Source organism: Methylobacter sp. sgz302048 (assembly GCF_052162025.1).
Taxonomy (GTDB): domain Bacteria; phylum Pseudomonadota; class Gammaproteobacteria; order Methylococcales; family Methylomonadaceae; genus Methylobacter.
The window spans coordinates 1,716,044-1,742,439 of sequence record NZ_CP197401.1 but is presented as its reverse complement, the minus strand read 5'-3'; the positions used below and the strand labels follow the sequence as shown (position 1 = coordinate 1,742,439).

The following is a 26,396-nucleotide window of genomic DNA, read 5'->3' as shown; positions in this document are numbered from 1 at the left end:
AAGCTCCAACCCAGCCTACACAGGCTGTTAAAAGCAAGTAACTCGCCTTCGGGTGCGATAAACCCGATTAAATAAAACCGTCGCGCCAGCGACACTTTAATTAAATCTCAACTAACTGCGTAACATCAGTTATTCACTGACGTTACGATGCCAATTCATTGAGCATAATACATCAGATTCGCTGCTGCGGCGAAAGCCGACTGGTTTTTCCGCCATTGCACGTTGCTGCAGAGAGGCTGAACAGATTCTTAAGTATTTGTACCCATTGTCAGGTTCAATAAGAACGAGGAATACTTATGCCCCTAAAGCACGCCTAGCGCGTTGATAATATGAATAATACCGGAATTATCTATGCCTCAACCTCTATGCAGAAGGCGAAGAATTAGCCTGTTGCCTTCGAGATAAAAAGGCATTTCGCAAATGCCAACCAAGCGACCTGGAGGCCGAACAAATCGCAGAAGAATATTCAGACATAAGAAACTGGCAACGTCCAACTTGCCTGCCTTCCCGCACGGTATAAGCTGACCGTGATTAAGCCAGGCAATTCATATGACGACATAAGGGCGCGCATCACTGATGCACTGATCTATTCTGCCTAAGCCGCAGAGAGTCTTGACCTTGGCGTATGGAAGCGGCTATTCGATTTGCCAGCCGAGCCTGTAATTACTTAGATTTCTAAGGAGTCTATATGTCTAGTAAGACTATTCTTGTCTCACTCTTGGCAATAAGCAGCTTTTCCGCACCCGCCCCCGGCACAGCCGCCGAGCAGTTGCCTGATTTATGGAATATCATCCCGGCAGAGGAGATGAAGATTGTGCCGACAAATACCGGACTGGAGTTCCGTTACACGCACAATATTGCCAATGCGGGTCCAGGCCCGTTCGAGATCCAGCCCAATTACAATGAGGCGTCCGGCAATTTCCAGGGCCTCCAGCATATTTACTCACTCGACGCCGGCCAATGGTCGATCAGCCGAAAGATTCGCATAGCCGGCGCGTTCGAGTTTCACGCCGAGCATGGGCACTTCCACTACCCCTTGGCAGCCTTCGGGCTTTACTCGGTTGCTCCGGATGGCGGCCTCGGAGCACCCGTTGCGCTGAGTCCCAAAATCGGTTTTTGCATCGTCAACTCGTTCGCCTATGATAAAACACTGCCGAATTTTGGTGCCTTCACCAATCAAGGACCGTGTACTGACCCAAGGTCTCTGCGGGGTATAGCTGTCGGTTATGTAGATAATTACGATTACAATGATGAAGGCCAATCTATTCCCCTCCCCATTAATCCCGCTACCAAAAAGCCAGGCCTGCCCGATGGCACTTATTGGTTCCGGGCGATCGCTGACCCGAACAATTTCATCGTCGAGAGCAACGAAAAAAACAACATTACCGGCATCAAGATCGTCATCAAAGATAATGCGGTCATACAAACATCCGATCCCGTATTCCCGGATTCGACACCGCCTGACATTGTCATGATATCACCTCCGGACGGCGATCACCTGTTCGGCACTATCTCTCTCAGAGCAAATGCGCATGCAACCGGCAATGCTGGCGTACAGTATCTTCTCGACGGCGCGCCATTGGGTAAAAGCACCCAGGCGCCGAATTACCCCTTTGCCTGGGACACGACGACCGTAACGAACGGCACCCATTGGCTGGCCGCCCAAATCACTGATGCGGCCGGGCGCACCGGCACCTCACCCGTCGTGGTAGTGCTACCTGCGGCCCAGGGCGAGAAAGATGCCACGGTCCCGACCATCACATTAACTCAACCTAAGGCTAATTCAACAGTGTCCGGCATTGTTGAGGTTGGCGCGACAGCGACCGATGACAGGCACGTTGCGCGCGTTCAGTTCTTTATCGATGGCAAACCGCTAGGTTCTGCGATCACCAGACCACCCTTCATGACTCGATGGAACACCAAGACTGCAGCTGACGGCTCACACGTGCTGACCGCCTCGGCCACCGATGCGGCCGGACAAACCGGCAATACCGACAATGCGGGCAATCCGGCAAAACAAACCGTCACCGTGGACAACACTGCGCCGCCGCCAGACGTTATCGGTAAAGAAGTCGTTGTGGTCCAGGAAGGTCCTGGGGCACTAACCACGCCCCCGTTTTCCACTACGACAGCGGGCGATTTGCTCATTGCTTTTGTAGCCTATGATGGTCCGGCCAATCAGGCTCAGACGACCACGGTAAGCGGCGCCGGCCTGAGCTGGCAACTTGTCAAACGCAGCAATACTCAAGGCGGTACGGCAGAAATCTGGTCAGCACGAGCACCTGGCATACTGACCAACGCCACAGTCACGTCAGCCCCCGAGAAAGGTTCTTTTGACGGTTCGCTCATTGTCGTTGCATTCACCCACGCCGCCGGCACAGGCATTCAAGGCATCACAGGCGGTTCATCCGGCGCACCTAATATCACCCTGCCCGGCATAGCGGCAGGTAACTGGGTATGGGCGGTCGGCAACGATTGGAGCGGTGCAGCAGCCCGAAAGCCCGTACCTGGGCAAGTACTCGTCTATCAGGGAATCGATACAGGAGCCGACAATACTTTTTGGGTGCAATCGACCAGTGCACCATCCGATGCCCTCGGTCTGGTGGATATCCATGACAGCGAGCCGACCGGCAATCATTGGAACTATGCCGCTGTAGAGATCATCGCAACACGCGGCGGCTCCGGGACAGGCGCGGGTCTTAACGCCTCTTTTGACGGCACCATGCTGACGCTCCCGGTCGTCAAGGTCGGCAATCAAAACTACCGGGTAACGCTGAGAATCACCCCGCTCAAAGGCAGCCCGACCGGCTACGGCTTTGTACTGGATAGCGCCGTACCGACTACGGCTTCTTCGGATACTGCCGCGACTTATGACCCTAAATCCGGACAACTGCTTTTACCTTCGGTAACGTTGATGTCCGAGGGCGTCAGTCAAGGCAGCGGGGATGCCCGACTAAAATGGGTAGCTGGCTCTGCCTCAATGCTCTTTGCCCTGGAAAGCCCCAATCTTCCGAATATTTCGCCCCCGGCTGTTTACTCTTCTGATAGCGGTGTCATGACGCTGCCGGTTGTCAAGGTCGGCAATCAAAAGTACCGTGCAACGCTAAGGCTCATTCCGCTCAAAGGCAGCCCGACCGGCTACGGATTCCAGCTGGATAGCGCTGAACTGACCACAGTGTCTTCGAATACTGCCGCAACTTTTAACCCCGACAATGGACAAATCGATCTGCCCGAAATAAGGCTGATACAAAATGGCGCCAGAATGGGCCAGACGACTGTATCTGCCAAAATGGAGTTAGTAGCAGGCTCTGACCCTGTGGTGTTTAAATTGACCAGTTTGCCTCCCATCGATGAAAAACCGTGGCAGTAATTAAGGACGGGCTTCTCATTATGGGCGTGAAATCGATTTATCTTTGCTTATTTAACCATCGCGCCCACCACAGGCAGAGCCAGCACTCGCGCCACGAGCCGATATTACGATCAGCACAATCGCCATTTTTTAATACATGCGCCGCCTGAACAGCCAGGAGGCGCAGATCAGCGTGACGCTGCCGATCACGGCCAAAGGCCAGTATTGCGAAAGCAATACGGACATCGGCAGGCCTTCAAGAAAAACGCCGCGGACGATAACCAGGAAATAGCGCAAGGGATTGAGCAATGTAAGCTCCTGTACGAACGGCGGCATATTGGCGATCGGCGTGGCAAAGCCGGACAGAATGACGGACGGCACTAAAAACAGGAATGCCCCCAAAAGACTCTGCTGCTGAGTGACAGACAGCGATGAGATCATCAGGCCGATGCCGATATTGGCAAGCACAAACAGCACCACGCCCAGATACAGCGCAGCCAGACTACCGATCATCGGAACCTTGAACCAGAACACGGCCATGAAAATGATGAATGAGGCTTCAAGAATGCCGATAATCATCGCCGGCAACGCTTTGCCCACCAATATCTGAAAAGGCGTCAGCGGCGTCACCAGCAACTGGTCAAAGGTGCCCTGCTCGCGTTCGCGGGCAATGGAAAGCGCTGTGACGATGACGGTCACGACCTGCGTCAGCAGTCCCACGATGCCGGAAACGATAAACCACTGGCTTTCCAGGTTCGGGTTGAACCAGGCCCTGATCTGCAATTGCGCGGGCGGCAGCGGCAGGCGATGCCGCTCGGCCCAGTCCAGATTAAACGCCGCCACTATGCTTTGCATGTAATTCAGGGCGATCAGCGCCGTGTTGGAATCGCGGCCGTCGATCAGAATCTGCACTTCGGCAGGCTTCCGGCCCAAATACAGATCGCGGCTGAAATGCGGGCCGAGATGCAGTACGGCCAACACCTTCTTCTCGTCAATGGCCGGCGCGATCTGTTCCTGACGGGTGATTCTCAAAACTTCCGTAAACGCCGGCGCCGCGGTAAAGCGCTCAATAAAATCGCGCGAGGCAATGCCCGGGTCCTCGTTATAGACCGCAATGGGAATATGGCTGAGATCGAAAGTGGCGGCATAGCTGAATATGAAAAGCTGAATCATCGGCGGACCGATCAAAATGAAGCGGCTTTTCCTGTCCCGGAGCACAGCCAGAAATTCCTTGATCAACAGCGCATGAATCATGGCCCACATAATTACTCCAGCCGTTTCGGGGCTTTCTTCGCAGCCAGCGCGAACAACACGGCCGCCATCAATGCCAGCGCCAGCGCATTGGGCAGAATGACGGGCCAGACATCGCCGGCCAGGAATACCGTCTGCAAAATCGCCACGAAATAACGCGCGCCCACCAGATACGTGAACGCCTGTATGGCCGTCGGCATGCTGTTAATATTGAAAATAAATCCGGATAAAAGAAAGGCCGGCAGATAAGTGACGACAATGGCAGCCTGGCCGGCGACGAACTGGTTTTTGGCGATAATCGAGATCAACAGCCCCATGCCCAGGGCGACCAGCAGAAACAGCGTGCCGGTCAGCAATAATACCCAAAACGAACCGCGCAACGGCACGTCGAACAGAAACACCGCCATGGCAATGGACAGCAGCATCCCACCCATGCCGAGCAGATAATACGGAACCAGCTTGCCCAGCAGGACTTCGCCCATCGTGACCGGCGTCGCGATCATGGCCTCCAGCGTGCCGCGCTCCCATTCGCGGGCCATGACCATGGCCGTCAACAGCGCGCCGGTCAGCGTCATGATCATGGCAATCAGGCCCGGCACCAGAAAGTCCTTGCTCAGCACCGCACTGTTGTACCAGATCCGCTGCTCGGCGATGACCGGCCTCGACAGAGTTGTGCCGCGCGACCTGGACAAATGGCTCAGCCATTCATTCCATGTGCCTTGCACATAGCCCGAAACCAGGCGCGCGGTATTAGCATCCACACCATCGACAACGACCTGGATGGCCGGCGAATTCTGCTTGAACAACTGGCTGCTGAAATTTTCGCGCAGCCGGATAATGCCCATGATTTTTCTATTCAGGAGCGCGTGTTCTGCGGCCGCCATATCGGCAAAATAAAATGATTGGAAATACTCGGACTGCTGAAAGGCCGCCGTGAAACTCGCGGCCTCAGGCGTGGTATTCTCCACGACCCAACCTATCGGCACCCGTTTGGCGTCCAGCGAAACACCATAACCGAACATGAACAACAAAAGCACCGGCAGCAAGAAAGCAATGGCCAAACTGCTCGGATCGCGCCAGATTTGCAGGAACTCCTTGGCGATCAGTCCCTTCAGGCGCATACGCTTTCTGGCTCTTGAATCGCTCATGGCCGTTTTGCCTGTATCAGTTGAATAAACGCATCCTCCATGGTCGGATCGGGCAAGAGCGGCGTGCGCGCCTGCCGCTTGATCTCAGCCGGCGTGCCAGCCGTTAAGATATCGCCTTCGGCCATGATCACCAAGCGATCGCAGTATTCGGCTTCCTCCATGAAATGCGTGGTCACCAGCACCGTGACGCCGGCTGCAGCCAGACGATTGGTGCGGTTCCAGAACTCCCGCCTGGCCAGCGGATCGACGCCGGACGTGGGCTCGTCCAGAAACAGGATTTCCGGCTCGTGCATCAAGGCGCATGCCATGGCCAGACGCTGCTTGTAGCCCAGCGACAAATCGCCGCTGTTGGCGTCTTTGTTGGCTTCCAGTTCAAATTGTTGCAAGGCCCATTGGATTCTGTTGTCACGGCGCGCATTGCTCAAACCGTAAACACTGCTGAAAAACGCCAAATTCTGACTCACGCTCAGATTCGAATACAGCGAAAACTTTTGCGACATGTAGCCGATCCGCGCACGGGCCTTGGCCGCCGCCTTGCGCAGATCGACGCCGGCGACCCGCAGTTGGCCGCTGCTGGCCGGCAACAATCCGCACAGCATACGAAAAGTCGTGGTTTTGCCGGCGCCGTTTGCGCCCAACAGTCCGAAGACCTCGCCGCGCCTGACCGTGAAGCTCAATTTTTTTACCGCCTGAAAGTCGCCGAACCAACGGTCGACGCCGTCAACGCGAATGACCTCTTCATCGGCGGCAGGCGCGGACGGTTCCGTTATCCTGTCTGCTTGCCGGATCGGCGCGCGGCGTTTATTCAACAGCTCGATAAAGGCATCTTCCAGCCGCGGGGCGATAGTCTCGATTCGGGTTTTGCCGTTGTCTGCCCTTGACAGCGCAGCATTGACCGCATCTTCACTGTCGCAAACGATGCGTACCGCCTCGCCCTGAATGACGGCATCGGTAATGCCGGGCTGGCCGCTCAGGCGGTTTTGCAGGTCGCGGTTGGAAAGCCCGGGATGCGTGATGCGATAACAATGCCCTTGGACTTTTCGCCTGAAAGCTTCCGGTCTGCCGTGGTCCAGCAGTTCGCCTTCATCCAGCAGCATGACTTCCATGCAGCGCTCGGCCTCGTCGAGATAAGCCGTGCTTAACAGCACGGTCGTGCCGCTCGTTTTCACCTGCTGATCGATAATGCTCCACAACTCCCGTCTCGACACCGGATCGACACCGACGCTGGGCTCATCCAGCAACAGCAATTGCGGCTGGCTGAGCAGCGTGCAGGCCAACCCGAGTTTCTGCTTCATGCCGCCAGACAAGCGGCCGGCCAGGCGTTCGGAAAAAGGCGCGAGGTTCGTCATGCGGGTCAGGTCCTGAAAGCGCTGTTGCCTCGCCTCCTGACCGATGCCGTGGAGATCGGCATAAAGGTTCAGGTTTTCCGCCACGCTGAGGTCTTCGTACAGGCCGAAGCGTTGCGGCATATAACCGATCAAACTGCGAAGCTGTTCGGCCTGACTATCGCTGTCGGATCCAAATACAGTGACACGGCCCGAATCCGGCAGCAGCAATCCCGCCGCCAGCCGCATCAGCGTGGTTTTGCCGGCGCCGTCCGGCCCGACCAGACCGGCCACCGTGCCTTTCGGCAACGCCAGCGACACATTCCGCAAGGCACTGACGGTGCGCTGGCTGGCAATAAAACTTTTGCTGACGCCCCGGAATTCGAGTGCGAAAACTGGCTGATCGATGCGTGAATCGGGCATTACCGCTCCTTGCAGGGGGACGGTGCATTGCTTTCAGCAAGAGGAATGTTGACTGTAACCGGCATACCAAGGCGCAATTCGTTTTGCGGGTTGCAGGCGAAAACGCGCACCTGATAAACCAGACTGGTGCGAAGCTCCGGCGTTTCCACGGTTTTCGGCGTGAACTCGGCCGTTGGCGAAATGAAACCGACCCAGCCGTCATAGACTTTATCGGGATAGCTGTCCGTCCTGATGCGCGCCGGCATGCCGTATTTCAGCCTGCCCAGCCGGTTTTCGGGCACATAGGCTCTCGCCCAGACCGGATCGACCAGCGCCAGCGTATAAACCGGCGTGTTGATGTTGGCCATATCGCCGGGCTCCAGAATCCGGTCCTGGATGATGCCGTCGGCAGGCGCGTAGAGATGGGCGTCCTGCCAGGCTTTTTTCGCCAGCTTGAACGCGCTTTCAGCGGCTTCCAGCTGCGCCCTAGCTTCAGCAATGTCTTCCACGCGCGGGCCGATAACCGCAAGCTCATGCAGTTCTTTCAAGGCGCGCATCCGCTCGCGGGCCGCATCCAGCTCCGAGCGGGCGCGGTCCAATGATTGCTGCGGCGCCGATTTCCTCCGGACCATCTCCTGCATCCGGTCGAATTCCTTTTGCGCGAACGCCACGGCTGCCTGCGCCGACTTGACATCCGCCTGCGCCTTGCGGATGTCTTCAACACGCGAGCCGGCCTCCAGTCTTGCCACCACCTGACGCTGGGCCTCGGCCTTGGCTTTGGCGTTGTCCATCGTATACTGAAAACGCTCCAGATCCTGCATGGCCAGCAGCTGGCCTTGTTTGACCTGATCGCCTTCCTTCGCATGCATCTTTGCTATGTATTCGGTGTCATGAAAACTCAACTCAACCTGGCGGATGTCGATATTGCCGTATAGCGTCAAGCTGTTTTTGTCAGCCGGTTTGGGACGGCTGGCATACCAGGCGGCAACCGCAATGCCGGCTATAATCGCCAAGATAATGATAATTTTCAGTGATCTCATGCCGAATCCAAATATTGATAATCTATCATCTATCCTACGCCGTCAGGGTGCAATACGCTCGCGCTATTGCGCCCTACGGATTGCGCCTTATCGAGTTACGGATTATACAAACCTCGGCCTTCGTGAACAGCCCAAACGTTTGAGCCTGCGTAGCACAAGGATCGTGCAGGAGTTTACTTGTTAGCTTCAGGATAGTTTTTTAAGTAATGCAATAGCTCAACCACTCTATTCTTTATAATGGCTGTTTGATATGCACTGCGAGAAATAGCCGACGACGATCCAAAATTGTCTAATGTCCAGTTATTATCGATAAAGTTGTACTCCGCATCGCGGAACTGAATCCATAGACGCTGCGAACGCAGCAAGGACTTTCTGCTATTGGCATTAAGTTGTTTGCTTAAAGCCGTATAGGCCTGGTTGAGTTCTTGATCGAGAAAGTCACCGTACTGAACATATGCCTTGAGGATTTCCTCTTGGTTTTGCGCTTGTTTCTCAACAACGAGTTCATATTTTTTGCTGCGCGATTCAAAGTCTGCAACGAGATCGGGCACATCCGGATTATCGATGGCAAAGCAAAAAGACGCCTGTGCGAGCAACCATGCTGCTAGAAAAAAAGTTTTTGCTTTCGGCCCGATTAAAAACATTGTCTCACCACTTTTTGTAAATACCTTGTGAATAAACATTCCATTCGCATGCTCTTCTATTTTCGAGCCCTTTCATCACCTTACCTTGGGATTTACTCCAAGCTTTCCAAGCTGCTTCAAGATTTTTGTAATTGGTCTCAACTTCAGGATCATTCACCAGCTTAACGACTGATGAACCGGAAAAGCCACTTGCTCCAGCACCGATATTAAAGGCTAGCATAACTAGCGCATCAAATTGCTGCGGCTTTAATTTAACTTTTATATTTGAACGGACGGCATTGACAAAGGGAGATAGATCCTGCTCAAACAATATGCTTGCGGCGCTAACCGTAATACCGTCCTTGTAAGTATCCCATTCGGTCCTTTTAATTAAATGGCCATAGCCTATAGTTGCGCCGACGGTCCATGCGATAATTTCCTTACCAGTTTGATCATCATAAGGTTGCAAGCGAAGCTGCTCTATATCTTTGAGCAGAGTTAATCCTCGATCACTAAGCGAAAGCTCATTAACTGCTTTCATATCGGATGTTGATATTGTTTCAGACACGTTAGGCATTCGGCTAGCGATGGCAGGTTTATAAGAGTCGTCAAGAGTCGCTCCCAATGTTTCGATCTGAAGCTACTTGATTGGGATATAGTATTTTTGTCAATATAGTCTATTGATTCTCCTAAAGGTCCAGGCCTTGGACTAGCTGTCCTGCACATGGTGCCTTCGTCGATATCCTCTGTTATTAATCCCCCTAGAGGCCCTGGAATACGGTATGAAACCATAATTAACTCCCTAAATGATAGCCAACGATAAATAATAGCGTAGGTTGGGTTAGTTGTTAAGTAATCCAGTATTTGACAGAACTCGGTGAGGCGCAATCCGTAGGGCGCAATAGCGCAAGCGTATTGCGCCCTACGGATTGCGGAAGCGGAATTTACGTCTGGTGGCGCCTTGTTAGCAGCTTTCAAATAACACGAGATAAATATGGCGTTTTATATATTAACCACGCTCCAATTAAAGATAAACAAAAAACAACTATAGCTATGAGCGGAATGGATATTGCTGGGTAGAAAATGAATGGACCATATCCGAGATATTGAATGGTTTCCAGGATTACAGGGTGTATTAGATAAACCCCCAAAGTTAAAAGCGATAACTTTCTGCTTAGGGCTACATTGCCAATAGGCAAAGTCCACGACTTTAAAAGATACATAACGCTGACCGACATGGGAACCACAGTGATACCGGTGTAATTATAAAAATATAGCCCAGCATCTAAACCTTTTCTGCTTGCCACAACGTAACACCCCACTGCTGTTAAGATGAATGAAACTATAAACACACCCCATAAAATAAGCTTTGAATGATTGCGCTCATCAGATCGGATTAAATAACCAAGAAAGAAAAATGGTATGTAGGATAAGAACCAGTTAGTAAAAAGTGGAGATTCCTTGTTACCAATACCGCTTAACACCGATAAAAACATGGCAATAATAACTAGGGTGGTAATTTCGTTGCGAGTAGAGTTGACTAAAATCTTCCGAAAGAATGGTGTAAACAAGTAAAGCGGTATAATCATGTATAAAAACCACATATGGTAATGCGGTTTCCCCGATATAAGTTTTCTGGCTAAGTAAGCCAAGGACAAAGGCTCTGCTTTAACGAAGCCCTTTAACACTGCCCATAATAGAAAGAAAAGAGACCAAAAAAGAATAGGAATAAATATTTTTGATAGCCTTTTTATGTAAAAAGTCTTTAGATCTTCCTTTTTGTGTGGATCAAGTAACACTGCTCCACTAATCATCACGAAAACGGGAACACACCACCTAACAAGTGAATCATAGAGGTTGCCAACCCACCAACTTTCTGTGCCAATAACACTTTCAATCACAACGCCAGCCGCTACATGTAAAAAAACTACGGCGAAAATTGCGATTATTCTCGAATTATCCAACCAAACCATTTGAGCACCCTTTTGACTGCTAACAAATAAGCATTTTATCTGTCGTGCGCGAGCATGACAGATAAATGTGTGTTGGACTAAGCCGGCCTGGATGTTTAGCTTAGCCCGCATTCTTTATTAATGGGGATTGTATTGCTTTCGCTCAGGGCTGTCTAAGCCTTATCGACTTTTTTGGGACGTTAGCCTTATTGGTAGCTGATAGCTTAGCGTCTGTTTTGTCTCTCTGGAGAATAATTTTTTCCATTTTGCTCTCCACAAGCGGGACGGGGTTTGCAACCCCGTCCCTAACGTTTCTATACCGCCCAAGCTAAGCGACTACGCTCAACATAACGCATCATGTTACAAGCAGTTTGGTAAGGAGCGGCGAGGCCGGGTTAGCCGATGACCAAAACCAATATTCAGGCCTTGAAACATAACTTTTCCGCACCGGATTTTCATGGATATAGTTAAGCTTTTGCAAATAGAAAGCAGGGTTTTCAATCTTCTTCGGCGCATTAGTCTCCATCCAAAATTGATAACTGCCCTGCTCATCCACAAACAGTTTCAATACATTTGGCTCCGTGCTTTCAAGATTGCGCCTGAGTTTACCGGAAGTGAAGCGCTTGAAATCCCGTAAAAATCCCGCCATATCTGGCGAAGTCACTATGAGATGGATATGATTCAGCATAAAAACATAGCCGTTCAATTCCAGCCCTTTGAACCGCCCCGATTTTCTCGGAGGCTCCAACTTATGAGAAAATGGAGCTATGACCAAGAAAACCAACACCAACTTTTCACCGGAAGTCCGTGAGCGCGCAGTTCAAATGCTGCATGAACATCAAAGCGAATATGCCTCACAATGGGCCGCCATTCAATCAATTGCCGCTAAAATCGGCTGTACCGCTGAAACCCTGCGTCGCTGGGTACGTGAAACCGAAAAAACGAGTGGTGCACAAGAACAGCTGACAACGTCAGAGCGAGAGCGGTTGAAAGCCTTGGAACGCGAAGTACGTGAGCTCCGGCAAGCCAATGAAATTCTGCGTAAGGCGTCCGCTTATTTTGCCCAGGCGGAGCTCGACCGCCCGTTCAAACGATGAAAGCCTTTATTGACGATCACCGTGATGTCTATGGGGTCGAGCCGATCTGCAAAGTATTGCCGATTGCCCCGTCGACGTATTATCGGCATGCGGTGTGTCAGGCCAATCCTAATCTGCGATCAGCCCGTGCTAAACAGGATGAGAGTTTAGGCCATCAGATCCGCCGGATTTGGGAGGACAATTTCCAAGCGTACGGTGCGCGTAAGGTCTGGCGACAATTGCAGCGTGAAGGGAAAAACGTGGCTCGTTGTACAGTGGAACGTTTGATGCGCCAGCTAGGGTTACAAGGCGTGGTGCGCGGCAAAACAGTCAAGACAACGATCAGCCGCCCTGATGAGGCTTATCCATTGGACCGCGTCAATCGGCAATTTAAGGCAGAGCGTCCGGATGCGTTGTGGGTAGCCGATTTTACCTATGTTTCCACTTGGCAAGGTTTTGTCTATGTCGCCTTCGTGATCGACGTCTTTTCCAGGTTTATTGTCGGCTGGAAGGTTTCCGCTTCCGCTCGCACTGATTTCGTCTTGGATGCACTCGAACAAGCGGTCTATGCCAGGAGACCGGCAGGTGGTTTAATTCACCATAGCGACAGAGGCGTGCAGTACGTGTCGATCCGCTATACCGAGCGTTTGGCCGAAGCCGGTATCGAAGCCTCAGTAGGGAGCGTAGGCGATTCCTATGACAATGCGCTAGCCGAAACCATTAATGGCTTGTATAAAGCCGAGGTGATTTATCGACAGGCCTGGAAAAACCGGGAAGCCGTGGAGCTGGCGACACTGGCCTGGGTTGATTGGTTTAACCATCGACGCTTGCTGGAACCAATCGGTAACATTCCACCGGCAGAGGCTGAAGAAAAGTATTATCAACGACTGACTGAGTCTGCTCAGGCGGCATGACTCACAACCATCGGCCTCCGAAAAATCCGGGGCGGTTCACCTTTGTTGTCTTGGCAATAACGGATTGAATCGGACAGGATCTGCCAGCGGTTATGGCGATCGAACAGGTAATACCAGCGTTGAACGGTTAGTGTGAGATAGTAAGTGCCGGCATTAAGCCCGGCAGCTATGCGTCGGGATGGCATGGTGAATCCTTTCTAATTTGGTTGTGGGGTATGTGTTTCCTTTCCCATATATTAATCAAGAACGTCAGTGTTAAACGTTAAGGACGGGGTTACAAACCCCGTCCTGCGCAAAATATTACTGGAAATATCTTCTCTACCTTCAAAGAACTCTTTTTGAATATATTGAATATATCGCGTGATCTGATATTTCTGGTCAACTGCACTAAGCTTATTCTCTACTATCAAGAAGTTGTTATCATCATGTATAAGTAGGTCAATCTTGCCTTTCTCCTTGAATACTCTGGCACTTTCAGGATCAATAAAACTTTTGAGCTCACCAGGAAGCAAATCAAGAAAAAACTTTAAAAATTCATTGCCGCAATAATGAAGTCCATCAGGATTGATCATTGAGAAAATAAATCTTGAGTGAAGACGGACCTCATCATTAGATTTTAGCAAAGAATTTATTAAGCTATAGTCATGAACTCCCTGTTCTATCAGGTTTTTATTATTAGCTTTCAAATCCTGATATACCGCTAAACATTCCTCTATCTTTTGTGCTTCCAATCATTATCTCCTCTATGCTATTTGTCGCCTATATAGAAGTTATAGCGCATGCTGAATATCACCCGTTCTAACAACACCGCTTCACCCCCCGCCACTTCTCCTCCTGCCACTGCTTAAAAAACTCCTTTTTGCTCAACGGCTGGCAATGGACATGATCAGAGTCGGTCTGATGATGCATGGCAAAGTGCTCCAGATAGCGCTCATAGGCGTCGTCTCCGGAGAGACGCCGCACAATCTGCCAGAATGATTTGAACCGGCTGATCATCAATCCCTCGCCCATTCTGCCGCCAGCTGACTCGGGCTGTGCGGTACTTCAGTCAGCGGCCGCACCGGCTTGCCGGCCAGATGGAGAGCGCATACGCGCACCATGTCGAACACGATCGTCCACAGCAGCGTAACGAAAAACAGCGTCAGATAGGCATCCAGGTGCAGGTTGAAGATCAGCTGCGGCGCGATGGCAGCTTTCTCGGGCGGCAGCGTGCCGGCGGCCAGCTTGTCGGACAGATCATTCGCGGCCGAAAAAAAGCCGATGCGGATGTCGTCGCTGACGATTTTCTGCCACGAGGCGGTGCTGGTGATAATGATCAGCCACGACAGCGGCAGACCGGTCACCCAGGCATAGTTGAATTTGCCGGACTTGACCAGAATGCCCGTCGCCACGCACAGGGCAATGGCCGCCAGCATCTGGTTGGCGATGCCGAACAGCGGCCACAGGATGTTGACGCCACCGTTCGGGTCGATGACGCCGATATAGAGGAAATAGCCCCAGCCGCCCACGACCAGCGCACTGGTCAGGATGACCGAAGGCGCCCATGAGGTCTCCGCCATTTTCGGCCAGATATTGCCGAGCATATCCTGCAGCATGAACCGGCCCACGCGCGTGCCGGCATCCAGCGTGGTCAGGATGAAGATGGCCTCGAACATGATGGCGAAGTGATACCACAAGGCCAGCAGCCCGTCGCCGAACGCGCTGCCGAAAATGCTGGCCATGCCGACGGCCAGCGATGGCGCGCCGCCCGTGCGCGCGAACAGGCTGACCTCGCCCATTTGGCTGGCGAGCACCTGCATCTGCTCCACGGATACCGGAAAACCCCATGAGACGATCGTGGCGACGGCCGCGGCCGCTTCCTTGCCGACCACACCGGCCGGGCTGTTGATAGCGAAATACACACCCGGATCGAGCACGGTCGCCGCGATCATGGCCATGACCGCCACAAACGATTCCAGCACCATGCCACCATAGCCGATCATGCGGATGTCGCGCTCGTTGGTCAGCAGTTTCGGGGTCGTGCCGGAAGACACCAGGGCATGGAAACCCGAAATCGCGCCGCAGGCAATCGTAATGAAAACGAACGGGAACAGCTTGCCGCCAAAAACCGGCCCCGTGCCGTCGATGAATTGCGTCACGGCCGGCATTTTCACGTCCGGCTGCAGCACGACGATCGCCACAGCCAGCAGCGTGATAGTGCCCAGCTTCATGAACGTCGATAAATAATCGCGCGGCGCCAACAGCAGCCAGACCGGCAGAATGGCCGCCGCGAAGCCATAAGCCATGACCCACCAGGCCAGGGTCAGCCCTTCGTGATCGAACAGGCCACGCAATGTCTCGCTGCCGTCGATCCAGCCGCCGCCCGCAACCGATAGCAGCAGCAGCGTCACGCCCAGAGCCGAGGCTTCCAGCACCTGACCGGGGCGGAAGTGGCGCATGTACAGGCCGACGATCATCGCGATCGGAATCGTCGCAGCCACTGTGGAAGTCGCCCAGGGGCTGTGCTTCATGGCATTGACGACCACCAGCCCGAGCACGGCGATCAGGATAATCATGATGGAAAACGTACCGATCAAGGCCGCCGTGCCGCCCAGAGGCCCGAGCTCGTCGCGCGCCATCTGCCCCAGGCTTTTGGCGTTGCGACGCGTGGACAGAAACAGCGTCACCATGTCCTGCACGCAGCCGCCCAGCACCGAGCCGAACAACAGCCACAGCGTGCCGGGCAGATAGCCGAACTGCGCGGCCAGCGTCGGCCCGACCAGCGGGCCTGGGCCTGCAATCGCCGCGAAATGATGACCGAAGACGATCCATTTATTGGTCGGCACGAAGTCGCGGCCGTTGTCGAGGCGTTCGGCCGGCGTCGCGCGGGTATGGTCAACAGCCAGCACGGACGCGGCAACCCACGCGGCATAAAAGCGGTAGGCGATCGCATAGACGCACAGCGCCGCGGTAATGAACCATAGCGCGTTGATGCTCTCGCCGCGGTTCAGCGCGATGCCGCCGACCGCCGCCGCCCCCAGGATAGCGATGAGTAGCCAGATGGAATTTTTCAATAAGTTATTCATAGCTTTTTATTAGGTTATTGTCATTTTATTCTTCTTGAACACAGGCCGGAGCTGGCCGTTACTATAAATGCTGTCTGACTTCGGCGAGCACTTTCTCCAGCAAGTCCGGCTGCCCGGTCTCAAAACCGGCGGCATCGGTTTCCCGGCGCAACCAGGTGAACTGGCGCTTGGCCAGTTGCCGCGTGGCGACGATGCCTTTCTCGACCATGGTGGCGTAATCGTATTCGCCCGACAGATAAGACCAGACCTGGCGATAACCGACAGCCCGGATCGAAGGCATTTTTTCCGTCAGGTCGCCGCGCTTGAACAGCGCTTCCACTTCAGCAACCAAGCCCTGCTCCAACATTTTTCTGAAACGCTGGGCGATGATATCGTGCAGGATCTTTCTGTCCGGCGGAGCGATGATCAGCTTGATTTTCCGGTAGGGAATATCTTGCACCTGGCCTTCTTCGAAGAAAGAAGTCATCGGCCTGCCGCTGATCTCGTAGACTTCCAATGCGCGCTGTATGCGCTGAGGATCGTTGGGGTGAATTCTGGCTGCGGCTTCGGGGTCGACTTGGGCCAACCGCGCATGCAGGGCCTCTTTGCCGAACTGCTCCAGTTCCTGATCGAGCTTTGCCCTGACGGCTTCATCGGCCTCGGGCAGCACAGCCAGTCCGCTGTTCAAGGCGTTGAAATACAGCATGGTGCCGCCGACCAGAATCGGCAGTTTGCCGCGTTCAGTAATATCGGCCATCAATGTTAAGGCCTTGTCTCTGAACTGGCCGGTCGAGAACGATTCCGCCGGGTCCAGAATGTCTATCAGATAATGCGGGATGCCGCCTCTTTCCTCCAGCGTGGGCTTGGCGGTGCCTATATCCATGCCTCTGTACACGAGCGCCGAATCAACGCTGATGATTTCGCCATTGAGCGTTTGAGCCAGCTGCACGGCCAGGGCGGTTTTCCCCGAGGCTGTGGGGCCCATCAGAAAGATAGCCGGGGGATGCGTGTTTTTTTGCATAGTGCCTAAGATAAATTTTATTGGCCGCGCAGGAAGAATTTGTCGAGCTCATGGGTCGACAGCTCTATCCAGGTCGGCCGGCCGTGATTGCATTGGCCTACTCTTTCGGTCTGTTCCATTTCGCGCAACAAGGCGTTCATTTCATCGACCGTCAGGCGGCGATGCGCGCGCACGGCGCCGTGGCAGGCCATCGTAGCCAGGAGTTCATTGATCTGTTCCTGCACCCGGGTACTAACGCCGTGCTCGATGATGTCGGCCAGCACATCGCGTATCAATGTCTCCATATCGGCATTGTGCAGCAACGCCGGCGTCGAGCGCAGAATGACCGTTTCGGGGCCTGAACGGTTCAGATCGAACCCCAGCGACATGAAGAATTCGTGTTCCTGCTCGGCCAGATCCGCCTCAGCCGGGCTGACTTTTACCTTGATAGGCAGCAGCAGCGGCTGGCTGGGCACATTGCCATTGTGATACTGCTTCTTCAAGCGTTCATAGGTCACACGCTCATGCGCGGCATGGGCATCGACCAGGATGATGCCGTTCGGCGTCTCGGACAGAATATAAATATTGTGCAAATGCGCAATGGCGTAACCCAGCGGCGGCGTACCTTTTGTCTGCGCTGCCGGTTGCGGCTGCGCCGGTTTGTGCACGGGTTCGGGTTTTGAATACAGCGCGGCATACGCCTGTATCGTTTCCTCCACATTCAAAGGCAACGACTCCTGCTGTGGCGATCTGATGTTGTAAACCGGCTTATAGCTTTCCGGTCTATGGCTTTCGACAGCTTCCGCCTGCGGCTGGGGCGTAAATTCTTGCACCGGTGCCGGAATCTGCTCCTGATGCCCAGGCCTCAAGTCGGCCAGTGACCGGTGCAGCGCCGAGAACAGGAAATCATGGACTAGCCGCCCTTCCCTGAATCTGACTTCCAGTTTTGCCGGATGCGCATTGACATCGACCAGCGCCGGGTCCAGTGTCAGGAACAGAACAAAGACCGGGTGCCGCCCGTGGAACAGCACGTCCTGATAAGCCTGCTTCACGGCATGGGCGACCAGTTTGTCCTTGATCAGACGCCCATTGACGTAGAAGAACTGCATGTCCTGCTGACTGCGCGAAAAGGTCGGCAAGCCTACCCAGCCGGTTAAGTGCAGGCCGGATGATTCGAAGTCGATTTTGACGGAATTCTCGATGAAAGCCGATCCGCAGATGCCGGCGATCCGGCGTTCCTGTTCGATTTCGGTGGCCGATGGCTTCAGGCTCAGGATTTCCCGCTGGTTGTGCGTGAGCTTGAAGCCGATATCGAAACGGCTCAGCGCCATTCTTTGCACCAGGGTTTCAATATGCGCGAATTCGGTTTTTTCGGCTTTTAAAAATTTGCGCCGGGCCGGCGTGTTATAGAACAAGTCACGCACCTCAACCGTCGTGCCTTCAGGGTGCGGATCGGGCTGCGGGTCATAATCCCGCTCCGTGCCGTCGGCATTGACGCGCCAGGCGCAATCAGCGCCGGCAGTGCGTGAAATCAATGTCAATCTGGCCACGGAGCTGATACTGGGCAGCGCCTCGCCCCGAAACCCCATGCTGACGACATGTTCCAGATCTGCTAACGTGGCGATTTTGCTGGTCGCGTGCCGTGACAGCGCCAGCGGCAGGTCTTCTTTTACTATGCCGCAGCCGTCATCCCTGATTTTAATCAGGCGGGTGCCGCCCTGCTCTATATCAATCGATATTTGCCGGGCGCCTGCATCAAAACAGTTTTCAACCAGTTCCTTGACGACAGACGAAGGTCTCTCAACGACTTCACCGGCGGCAATCTGGTTGACGAGTTGAGTGGGAAGAGAATGAATACGCATAGCCAACACAAAATAAAAGCCATATTTTATATGACTTGGACATTGGCCGGGGAAATTTTAACGGCTGGATTCACGCCATTGGAGAGCAAGGGCGGCCTGAGGCCGCCCTTGTATCAGGCTTGTTACATACTTAATTCAGTATCGGCTTCAGCCATATGGGTATTGATCGGCGTATGCTGTTGACTGAAATAGCTCACGATTCCTTTAAAGATAGCCATCGCCATCTTCGATTGATGCGCGCTGCTGCGTAATTTCTGTTCTTCCGACGGATTCGAGATATAGGCGGTTTCAACCAGAATGGACGGAATATCGGGCGATTTCAGCACCATGAATCCGGCCTTCTGCACCGCATCATGATGTAGCTCGCCGATTTTTCCGAAATTCTCCAGTACGTTCGCCGCCAGGTCTACGCTCGCATCTTGTGTGGCGGTCTGAGACAAATCCAGCAATACCGAAGCCAAAACATCATCTTTGTCATGAAGTTTGACACCGCCCACCAGATCGGAGGCATTCTCGCTGTTGGCCAGCCAACGCGCGGCTTCGCTGGATGCGCCTTTTTGCGATAAGGTGAATACTGAAGCGCCTTTAACGCCAGGATCTTCAAAGGCATCGGCATGTATGGAAATAAACAGGTCAGCTTTTGCCGTGCGGGCGATTTTCATTCTTTCGCGCAGATTGACGAAATAATCGCCGTTGCGCACCATGACCGCGGTCATGCCAGGCTGCCTGTCGATCAATGTTTTCAGGCGGCGGGCAATCGAAAATACCACGTCCTTCTCCTGGGTGCCGCTATATCCTTGAGCGCCAATATCTTTGCCGCCATGTCCGGCGTCTATGGCAATGACAATGCCCTTACTTTTATGGGCAGCCATCTTTGTTTTGAGCGATCTGTTCGCGACTTTTATCAGCCCGGCCGACTTACCTTCAACGGCTTTCTTAATGGCCGGCTTCGGCTCAACCGGTTTAGCCATATCGGCTTTTCTGGCAACTGTTTTAGGTTCGGTGGTTTTACCGGCAAAAGATGGAGTTGCGCCTGGCTTGGCTGCATTGGCAAGCGGCCCTTTATCGGTCAGTTCCACAACCAGATGCGAACCGTCCTTGAAACTTTTGGGCTCGATCTGTTTTTTTAAATCAAAAACGACTCTTAGATCGGTATCGTTTCTGAGCGCCGTGCGTACCCGGTGAAACAATGGGTGCGATGCGGGAGGCTGGCTCAGTGCCTGACCTAAATGAACATCCAGGATATCAATCACTAACCGTGACGGGTTTTCGAGCTGAAAAATTCGGTATTTAGGGGCGGAGGTCAAATCAAACACCATGCGCGCCTGATCGGGACCGGAAATATAATTCAATGAATTGACGCTGATTTGCTGTGCATAGCCGGATACAGACAGGAGCTGTAACCCAGCGATAGATAAGACCTTCCAGTAATTTTTCATAGCTATGATCCCTAATGACAACAATCTTGTTTAAATTATATCAGTATGTCTTTGTTTTTCCACTCCCTATAGACTATTTTTCATCATTTTGAGTTCCAGCAACCGGCCGTTGTCTTCCGGAGTCAATGTGATGACCACATCCGGTTCCGGGAGGAAGCCCACGCCCATATCAGGCCATTCGATAAAACACACGGCGTTCTGATCGAAGTAATCCCTGATGCCTATCCATTCCAGCTCTTCGGGATCGGCCACCCGGTATAAATCGAAATGAAATACCTGACGGTCGGCCAGGGCATATTCTTCCACCAGCGTATAGGTAGGACTCTTGACCGCGCCGGAAAAACCCGCCGCGCGCAGAAATCCCCTGACCAGGGTGGTCTTTCCCGCTCCTAAATCGCCGTGTAAAAAAACCAGGCATTTCGGCGGCAACAGTTGCCACAATTGCGCGCCGAACTGTTCTGTCTCTTCAGTATTGCTTAAATGTTGTTTCATGAATTTACCAATTGCCTGAGAGGCTCCATCAGATCGCCGGCCAACAGGCCTCTTTCTCCGTCTTTTTCCACTGCCAGGTCCGCCGCCAGACCATGTATATGAACACCCTGTTGAGCCGCGTCCTTCAACGCCAGCCCCTGAGCCAGCAATCCTGCAATCACGCCGGAGAGCACATCACCCATGCCGCCCGAAGCCATGCCCGGATTTCCCGAGGTCGAAACGGCCAATTCATGATCTGAAGCGACCAAAGTGCCGGAGCCTTTCAGAATGGCGACACCGCCGAATTTGGCTTGAAGTGCCGTGGCCGAGGCAAATCTGTCCTGTTGCACCTCGGTAGTGGAGCATTGCAATAAGCGCCCGGCTTCGCCGGGATGCGGCGTCAAAATCCAGTTGGGCTTTACAAAAGGCGCACGGGCCAGCAGATTCAGGCCATCGGCATCAATAACCAGCGGCTTTGGGGAATTCACGGCAGCGCTGAACAGATCACTAGCCCACTCGCTTTGCCCCAGCCCCGGCCCTATAACGATGACATCGGCTTTTTCCAGCAATGCCTGCAGTTGCCCGGCATTTTCCACGCCATGACACATCAGTTCCGGCCTGTTCAAATTCATGAGTCCGGCATGCTCTGGCCGCGTTGCAATGCTGACCAGTCCCGAGCCGACGCGCAAGGCCGCCTCGCCGGCCATTCTGGCGGCTCCGGTATATCCCAGATCGCCGCCGATTATCAGCACATGTCCGTAATTGCCCTTGTGCGAATAGCTCTCGCGATTGGGAAGGCGTGTTTTAACGACTCGAACCGTCCTTGACGGCACCGCTTCAAACACATCGTCAGGCACCGCCAGAGATGCATAGAAAATCTCGCCGCAATAATCAGCCGCCTGCCCGGTAAACAAGCCCTGCTTCAAGCCGATAAAGGAAACCGTACAATCCGCCTTTACGGCGCAAGCCATTATATTGCCGGTGTCGGCATTCAGGCCCGAAGGGATATCGACGGCAATAACATGTTTTTGATTTTTATTGATGAATGCGATGGCTTCTGCATAAGCGCCTGTTACCGGTCTGTCCAGTCCGGTGCCCAAGAGTGCATCGACAGTTACATCGGTTTCGATGTCCAGATCGGACTGAAATGGAACCACCGTCCCCTTGGCTTCGGCAAACTTCCGGTAGGCCGTCAGAGCGTCGCCTGTGAGCTTCTCCGGGTCCGACACAGAGTAAACGGTCACGCTGAGCCCGGCTTCCCGCGCCAGTCTGGCAATAATATAGCCATCGCCCGCGTTATTGCCGGAGCCGCAAAAAACCGCCGCAGAACGGGCATAAGGCCATTTGTTGCGAAGGCACTGAAATACGGCGTATCCGGCCCGACTCATCAATTCAATACCGGGAATGCCGCGTTCCTGAATGGCGATCCGGTCAAGTTCCCTGACTTGCGCAGCCCGATAGAGTTTTATTGGTAATTTATGCATGTCATCAAGCTCCAAAAAGCTTACCACTTGCATTTGAGTGCGCAATCATAAAGAATTTCCCATAACCGTATATTTTGTACCTCATCTATTATATTTCCTGTATTCGTCGATGGACACAACCAGCGCTGAAAAAATGGCTGCCCTCGCCAGGCAAATCAAACAATGGGGGCAGGAATTGGGCTTCCAGCAAGTGGGCATTACCGACACCGATCTAACGGATGCGGAAGCCCACCTGCAAAACTGGCTCGCCGATCACTTTCATGGCGGCATGGACTATATGCAGCGCCACGGCGATAAACGTAGCAGACCTGCTTTACTGCAGCCGGGAACCGTCAGCGTGATTTCGGTACGCATGGATTATCTGCCCGAACTGGCTGAAGCCCTGCATAAGACGCTTGAAGAGCCTTGTTCAGCCTACATTTCGCGCTATGCACTCGGCCGCGATTATCACAAAGTGCTGCGCAACCGCTTGCAGAAACTGGCCGATAAAATTCAACAGGACTATGGCCCGTTCGGTTACCGGGCTTTCGTCGACAGCGCCCCGGTCCTGGAAAAAGCGCTGGCCGAAAAAGCGGGGCTGGGCTGGATAGGCAAGCATTCGAACCTGATTAACAGCAAAGCAGGGTCGTGGTTTTTCCTTGGCGAAATTTATACCGATCTGCCGCTGCCGGCCGACTCCAAGGCCGCATCGCATTGCGGCAGCTGCTCGGCCTGCATGGACGTCTGCCCGACGCAGGCGATTGTCTCGCCCTACCGGGTAGATGCCAGACGCTGCATATCCTATCTGACGATTGAACTGCACGGATCGATTCCCGAGCCGTTCAGGCCGCTGATCGGCAACCGAATTTACGGCTGCGACGATTGTCAGCTGATCTGCCCGTGGAATCGTTTTGCCAAACTAGCCGGTGAAAAGGATTTTCATCCCCGGCATCGGTTACATACCCAGCAATTGCTCACTGTCTTCGCCTGGAACGAGGAAGAATTCCTGGCCAAAACGGAAGGTTCGGCCATACGCCGGATCGGCCATGAGCGCTGGCTAAGAAACATTGCCGTTGCTCTGGGCAATGCGTCGGCCTCTCAACCTGTCATTGACGCCTTAAAGGCCATGCTCTCTCATCCTTCGGAACTGGTGAGAGAACATGTCCGGTGGGCTTTGGACAGACAGATGGACCGGTTATCGACCGATTAATGTTTGCCAAGCCGCTGTTCGGTTTCCAGCACCAGTTGCGTGGTTTTGAGCACGGTATCGGGATTCAGGCTCATCGAATCGATCCCGATTTCCACCAGAAACTCGGCCATTTCTGGATAATCCGACGGCGCCTGGCCGCAAAGACCGGAGTGGCTTCCGGTTCGCCGCGCACCTTCAACAGCCAGACGTATCATTTCTTTTACGCCGGGATCGCGCTCGTCAAAATCTTCTGCGACAATTTCAGAATCGCGGTCCACGCCCAGAGTAAGCTGGGTCAGATCGTTCGATCCTATCGAAAAACCGTCAAAGTGTTCGGCAAAGGCATCAAGCTGGATGACGTTATTGGGGATCTCGCACATCACGTAGATTTTGAGGCCGTTCTCGCCGCGCTTCAAGCCGAGCTGCGCCATATACTCGAGTACGCGCCGGGCCTCCTGCACGCGCCGGCAGAATGGAATCATCAGGATGACGTTGGTCAGCCCCATCTCGTCGCGCACGCGCTTCATGGCCTCGCATTCCAGCGCAAAGCCTTCGGCATAGGCCGGATGCGTATAACGCGAAGCGCCCCGGAAACCGATCATCGGATTGGCCTCATCGAATTCAAACCGGCGCCCGCCCAGTAAGGTAGCGTATTCGTTGGTTTTGAAATCCGACATGCGCACGACGACAGGCTTTGGATAGAACGCTGCTGCAATCGTACCCACGCCCTCCGACAGTTGCCGGATAAAAAACTCTTCGCCTGTATCATAAGGTCCAATTAACTGCTTGAGCTGCTCGCGCTCGCCCGAATCCTGAACTTTGTCGGGATGCAACAGCGCCATCGGATGCGCTTTGATATATTCGGTAATGATGAATTCCATGCGCGCCAGGCCGACGCCGTCGTTAGGCAAAAAACTGGTCTTGAAGGCCAGCTCGGGATTGCCGATATTCAGCATGATTTTGGTTTGCGGCCGCTGCAAACCGGATAGGTCCGTGCTGGTTATCTCGAAATCAAGCCGACCTTCATAAATCTTGCCAGTGTCGCCCTCGGCACAGGATACGGTCACCAGCATATTGTTTTTGATGGCAGTCGTGGCATTATCGCAACCGATCACAGCCGGCACGCCCAATTCCCGCGCAATAATCGCCGCATGGCATGTGCGTCCGCCGCGGTTGGTGACTATCGCCGAGGCGATTTTCATGACAGGCTCCCAATCGGGCGTGGTAGTGTCTGACACCAGCACATCACCGGGCTTAAACTCGGACAACTGCTCGAGTTTCTCGATAACGCGGGCATTGCCAACGGCAATCTTGGCCCCCACCGAACGTCCCGTAACGATCGGATCGGCTTTTTGTTTAAGCGTATATTGTTCCAGCACCATGCCGCGCTTTTGTGATTCCACAGTCTCAGGCCGGGCCTGAACAATATACAGCTGGCCGTCGATACCGTCCTTGGCCCACTCCATATCCATGGGCCGCGTCTGCCCGGCCTTGGCGCTGTAGTGTTTTTCGATTTTGATGGCGTAATCGGCCAGCGTCAGGACATCCTGATCGTTAATGCAAAAATGCCCGCGCTCCAGGGCCGATGTGACGATGTTGCGTATCGGTTCGCGTGTCCGCCCCTCGCTGTAAACCATTTTGATTTTTTTCGCCCCGAGCGTGCGCCTTAACACCGCCCGATGGCCCTGCTCAAAAGTCGGTTTATGTACATAAAATTCGTCCGGATCCACGGCACCCTGCACGACATTTTCGCCTAGACCATAAGCGGCGGTAATGAAAACCACATCGCTGAAACCGGATTCGGTATCCAACGAAAACATAACGCCACTGGCATCCAGGTCGGATCGCACCATTTTCATGACGCCTATCGACAGCGCCAGTTTGAAATGATCGAAGCCTTGGTCTATACGATAATGAATGGCCCGATCGGTAAACAAGCTGGCAAAACAGCGTTTGCAGGCATCCAATAAAGCCTGATCTCCACGTATATTCAGATAAGTATCCTGCTGGCCGGCGAAACTGGCAGTCGGCAAGTCCTCAGCCGTTGCCGAGCTGCGTACCGCAACGCTCAAATCCTCGCCATATTCCTGCTGCAACTGTGCGAACGCATTCAGAATCTGGTTTTCAAGATCCTCCGGCAGAGGCGCGCCATAAATGATATCGCGCGCCTTGCGCGCCCGTTTGGCAAGATCGGCGACATTGTCCGGATCAAGATCATCCAATGCTTCATGAAGAGAGCGCCAGACATTGGCCTGATCCAGCACATAACGATAAGCTTCCGCCGTAATGGCAAAACCGTTGGGAATCTTAATGCCTTGCGGCGTCAATTCGCGATACATCTCGCCCAGCGATGCGTTTTTGCCGCCAACCAGAGGTACATCATCGATAGTTAATTCATTAAACCAGCGGATGTAGTTTGTTTGTTCAGTCATTATGTTTATTCTCCTTTAGCATATTCCCCTGCTGCCTTGTGACGTGGGTTGTAAAGAAGGTACAGCATTTACCGGCTTCAGCCAATAATTTTGTCTGCAAAGAAAAACCTTAAAAAAATTGTGTGACAATTTGCCACATTATCATTCCCTCAAGGCGTTGCTAGCATATTAGTATGCGCTCTTACTTGCCTTCGGCTTTGAGCAGGGAGCTTAATCATCTATATTTAAGCTCCCTTTTTTTGATTTTCCGCTTGACTTCCAGTTCAAATTTAACAATCAAGCACATACAGTTTTATCCACAAATCCTGTGGATAACCCTGTGCATAACGACTAAATAACTGCTTTCAGGCCCTGCCCTGCCTATGCTTTTATTAGATTGTAGCGTTTTTGTACAAAAATAATTATATTTATTTATC

21 protein-coding genes and 1 other annotated feature are annotated in these 26,396 nt (G+C 53.2%); of the genes, 3 read left to right on the top strand and 18 right to left on the bottom strand.

From position 1 onward, the window contains the following. The first annotated feature begins 688 nt into the window (after positions 1-688). Positions 689-3,370, top strand: a complete 2,682-nt coding sequence (locus ACTNE6_RS08175; RefSeq protein ID WP_442499283.1) for an Ig-like domain-containing protein — start codon at positions 689-691, stop codon at positions 3,368-3,370. A 129-nt stretch (positions 3,371-3,499) separates the two neighbouring features. Here the strand turns inward: ACTNE6_RS08175 and ACTNE6_RS08170 are convergent, their stop codons facing one another. From ACTNE6_RS08170 to ACTNE6_RS08135, 8 genes are all read right to left on the bottom strand, one after another. Next, positions 3,500-4,612 (bottom strand): ABC transporter permease, encoded by a 1,113-nt coding sequence (locus ACTNE6_RS08170; protein WP_442499282.1) that lies wholly within the window; start codon positions 4,610-4,612, stop codon positions 3,500-3,502. 2 nt (positions 4,613-4,614) lie between these two features. Next, the gene (locus ACTNE6_RS08165; protein WP_442499281.1) at positions 4,615-5,748 is read right to left on the bottom strand and encodes an ABC transporter permease; all 1,134 of its coding nucleotides are present in this window, start codon (positions 5,746-5,748) and stop codon (positions 4,615-4,617) included. After that, complete coding sequence (locus ACTNE6_RS08160) at positions 5,745-7,496, bottom strand: ATP-binding cassette domain-containing protein (RefSeq protein ID WP_442499280.1); 1,752 nt, start codon at positions 7,494-7,496, stop codon at positions 5,745-5,747. The genes ACTNE6_RS08165 and ACTNE6_RS08160 overlap by 4 nt, the downstream gene beginning before the upstream one ends. Then, positions 7,496-8,515 carry an efflux RND transporter periplasmic adaptor subunit gene (locus ACTNE6_RS08155; RefSeq protein ID WP_442499279.1) on the bottom strand — a complete coding sequence of 340 codons (1,020 nt, stop codon included), beginning with the start codon at positions 8,513-8,515 and terminating at the stop codon, positions 7,496-7,498. Before ACTNE6_RS08155 ends, ACTNE6_RS08160 begins: the two co-directional genes overlap by 1 nt. A gap of 173 nt (positions 8,516-8,688) precedes the next feature. Next, positions 8,689-9,159: a lysozyme inhibitor LprI family protein gene (locus ACTNE6_RS08150; protein ID WP_442499278.1), complete on the bottom strand. Its 471-nt coding sequence runs from the start codon at positions 9,157-9,159 to the stop codon at positions 8,689-8,691. Between the two features lie 4 nt (positions 9,160-9,163). After that, on the bottom strand, positions 9,164-9,706 hold the full coding sequence (locus ACTNE6_RS08145) for a lysozyme (RefSeq protein ID WP_442499277.1): 543 nt from the start codon (positions 9,704-9,706) through the stop codon (positions 9,164-9,166). Between the two features lie 406 nt (positions 9,707-10,112). Next, the gene (locus tag ACTNE6_RS08140) at positions 10,113-11,111 is read right to left on the bottom strand and encodes an acyltransferase (RefSeq protein WP_194972250.1); all 999 of its coding nucleotides are present in this window, start codon (positions 11,109-11,111) and stop codon (positions 10,113-10,115) included. Positions 11,112-11,445: 334 nt separating this feature from the next. Continuing rightward, entirely contained in the window at positions 11,446-11,778 is a 333-nt protein-coding gene (locus ACTNE6_RS08135) for a transposase (protein ID WP_442499276.1), read from the bottom strand. 79 nt (positions 11,779-11,857) lie between these two features. Here ACTNE6_RS08135 and ACTNE6_RS08130 point away from each other — a divergent pair. Next, positions 11,858-13,080, top strand: a protein-coding gene (locus ACTNE6_RS08130; protein ID WP_442498787.1) for an IS3 family transposase whose coding sequence is annotated in 2 segments (ribosomal slippage) — positions 11,858-12,149 and positions 12,149-13,080 — 1,224 coding nt in all. Because the reading frame shifts where the segments join, the coding sequence is not laid out codon by codon here. Beyond that, positions 12,142-12,258 (top strand) — a sequence feature (AL1L pseudoknot). It overlaps the preceding gene by 117 nt. Here ACTNE6_RS08130 and ACTNE6_RS08125 read toward each other — a convergent pair. The 9 genes from ACTNE6_RS08125 to ACTNE6_RS08085 all read right to left on the bottom strand — a co-directional run bounded on the left by ACTNE6_RS08125 (position 13,068) and on the right by ACTNE6_RS08085 (position 22,380). After that, entirely contained in the window at positions 13,068-13,265 is a 198-nt protein-coding gene (locus ACTNE6_RS08125) for a hypothetical protein (protein ID WP_442499275.1), read from the bottom strand. The two genes, ACTNE6_RS08130 and ACTNE6_RS08125, sit on opposite strands and share 13 nt — an antisense overlap. Before the next feature lie 51 nt (positions 13,266-13,316). Then, positions 13,317-13,811, bottom strand: coding sequence for a PD-(D/E)XK nuclease family protein (locus tag ACTNE6_RS08120; protein ID WP_442499274.1), 495 nt, complete (start codon positions 13,809-13,811; stop codon positions 13,317-13,319). Between the two features lie 67 nt (positions 13,812-13,878). Then, positions 13,879-14,004 carry a CstA-like transporter-associated (seleno)protein gene (locus ACTNE6_RS08115; protein ID WP_442499682.1) on the bottom strand — a complete coding sequence of 42 codons (126 nt, stop codon included), beginning with the start codon at positions 14,002-14,004 and terminating at the stop codon, positions 13,879-13,881. A 71-nt stretch (positions 14,005-14,075) separates the two neighbouring features. Further along, positions 14,076-16,145 carry a carbon starvation CstA family protein gene (locus ACTNE6_RS08110; RefSeq protein ID WP_442499273.1) on the bottom strand — a complete coding sequence of 690 codons (2,070 nt, stop codon included), beginning with the start codon at positions 16,143-16,145 and terminating at the stop codon, positions 14,076-14,078. A gap of 61 nt (positions 16,146-16,206) precedes the next feature. Continuing rightward, on the bottom strand, positions 16,207-17,145 hold the full coding sequence (gene miaA / locus ACTNE6_RS08105) for a tRNA (adenosine(37)-N6)-dimethylallyltransferase MiaA (RefSeq protein ID WP_442499272.1): 939 nt from the start codon (positions 17,143-17,145) through the stop codon (positions 16,207-16,209). Between the two features lie 17 nt (positions 17,146-17,162). Next, on the bottom strand, positions 17,163-18,986 hold the full coding sequence (gene mutL, locus ACTNE6_RS08100) for a DNA mismatch repair endonuclease MutL (protein ID WP_442499271.1): 1,824 nt from the start codon (positions 18,984-18,986) through the stop codon (positions 17,163-17,165). A gap of 122 nt (positions 18,987-19,108) precedes the next feature. After that, positions 19,109-20,425 (bottom strand): N-acetylmuramoyl-L-alanine amidase, encoded by a 1,317-nt coding sequence (locus tag ACTNE6_RS08095; protein WP_442499270.1) that lies wholly within the window; start codon positions 20,423-20,425, stop codon positions 19,109-19,111. Positions 20,426-20,491: 66 nt separating this feature from the next. Then, positions 20,492-20,917: a tRNA (adenosine(37)-N6)-threonylcarbamoyltransferase complex ATPase subunit type 1 TsaE gene (gene tsaE, locus ACTNE6_RS08090; protein ID WP_442499269.1), complete on the bottom strand. Its 426-nt coding sequence runs from the start codon at positions 20,915-20,917 to the stop codon at positions 20,492-20,494. Beyond that, a complete protein-coding gene (locus ACTNE6_RS08085) occupies positions 20,914-22,380 on the bottom strand; it encodes an NAD(P)H-hydrate dehydratase (RefSeq protein ID WP_442499268.1) in 1,467 nt (488 codons plus the stop codon). Before ACTNE6_RS08085 ends, tsaE begins: the two co-directional genes overlap by 4 nt. Before the next feature lie 109 nt (positions 22,381-22,489). Here ACTNE6_RS08085 and queG point away from each other — a divergent pair, with 109 nt between their 5' ends. Continuing rightward, positions 22,490-23,569 carry a tRNA epoxyqueuosine(34) reductase QueG gene (gene queG / locus ACTNE6_RS08080; protein ID WP_442499267.1) on the top strand — a complete coding sequence of 360 codons (1,080 nt, stop codon included), beginning with the start codon at positions 22,490-22,492 and terminating at the stop codon, positions 23,567-23,569. Here the strand turns inward: queG and ppsA are convergent. Next, positions 23,566-25,980: a phosphoenolpyruvate synthase gene (gene ppsA, locus ACTNE6_RS08075; RefSeq protein ID WP_442499266.1), complete on the bottom strand. Its 2,415-nt coding sequence runs from the start codon at positions 25,978-25,980 to the stop codon at positions 23,566-23,568. The two genes, queG and ppsA, sit on opposite strands and share 4 nt — an antisense overlap. Between the last annotated feature and the right edge of the window lie 416 nt (positions 25,981-26,396).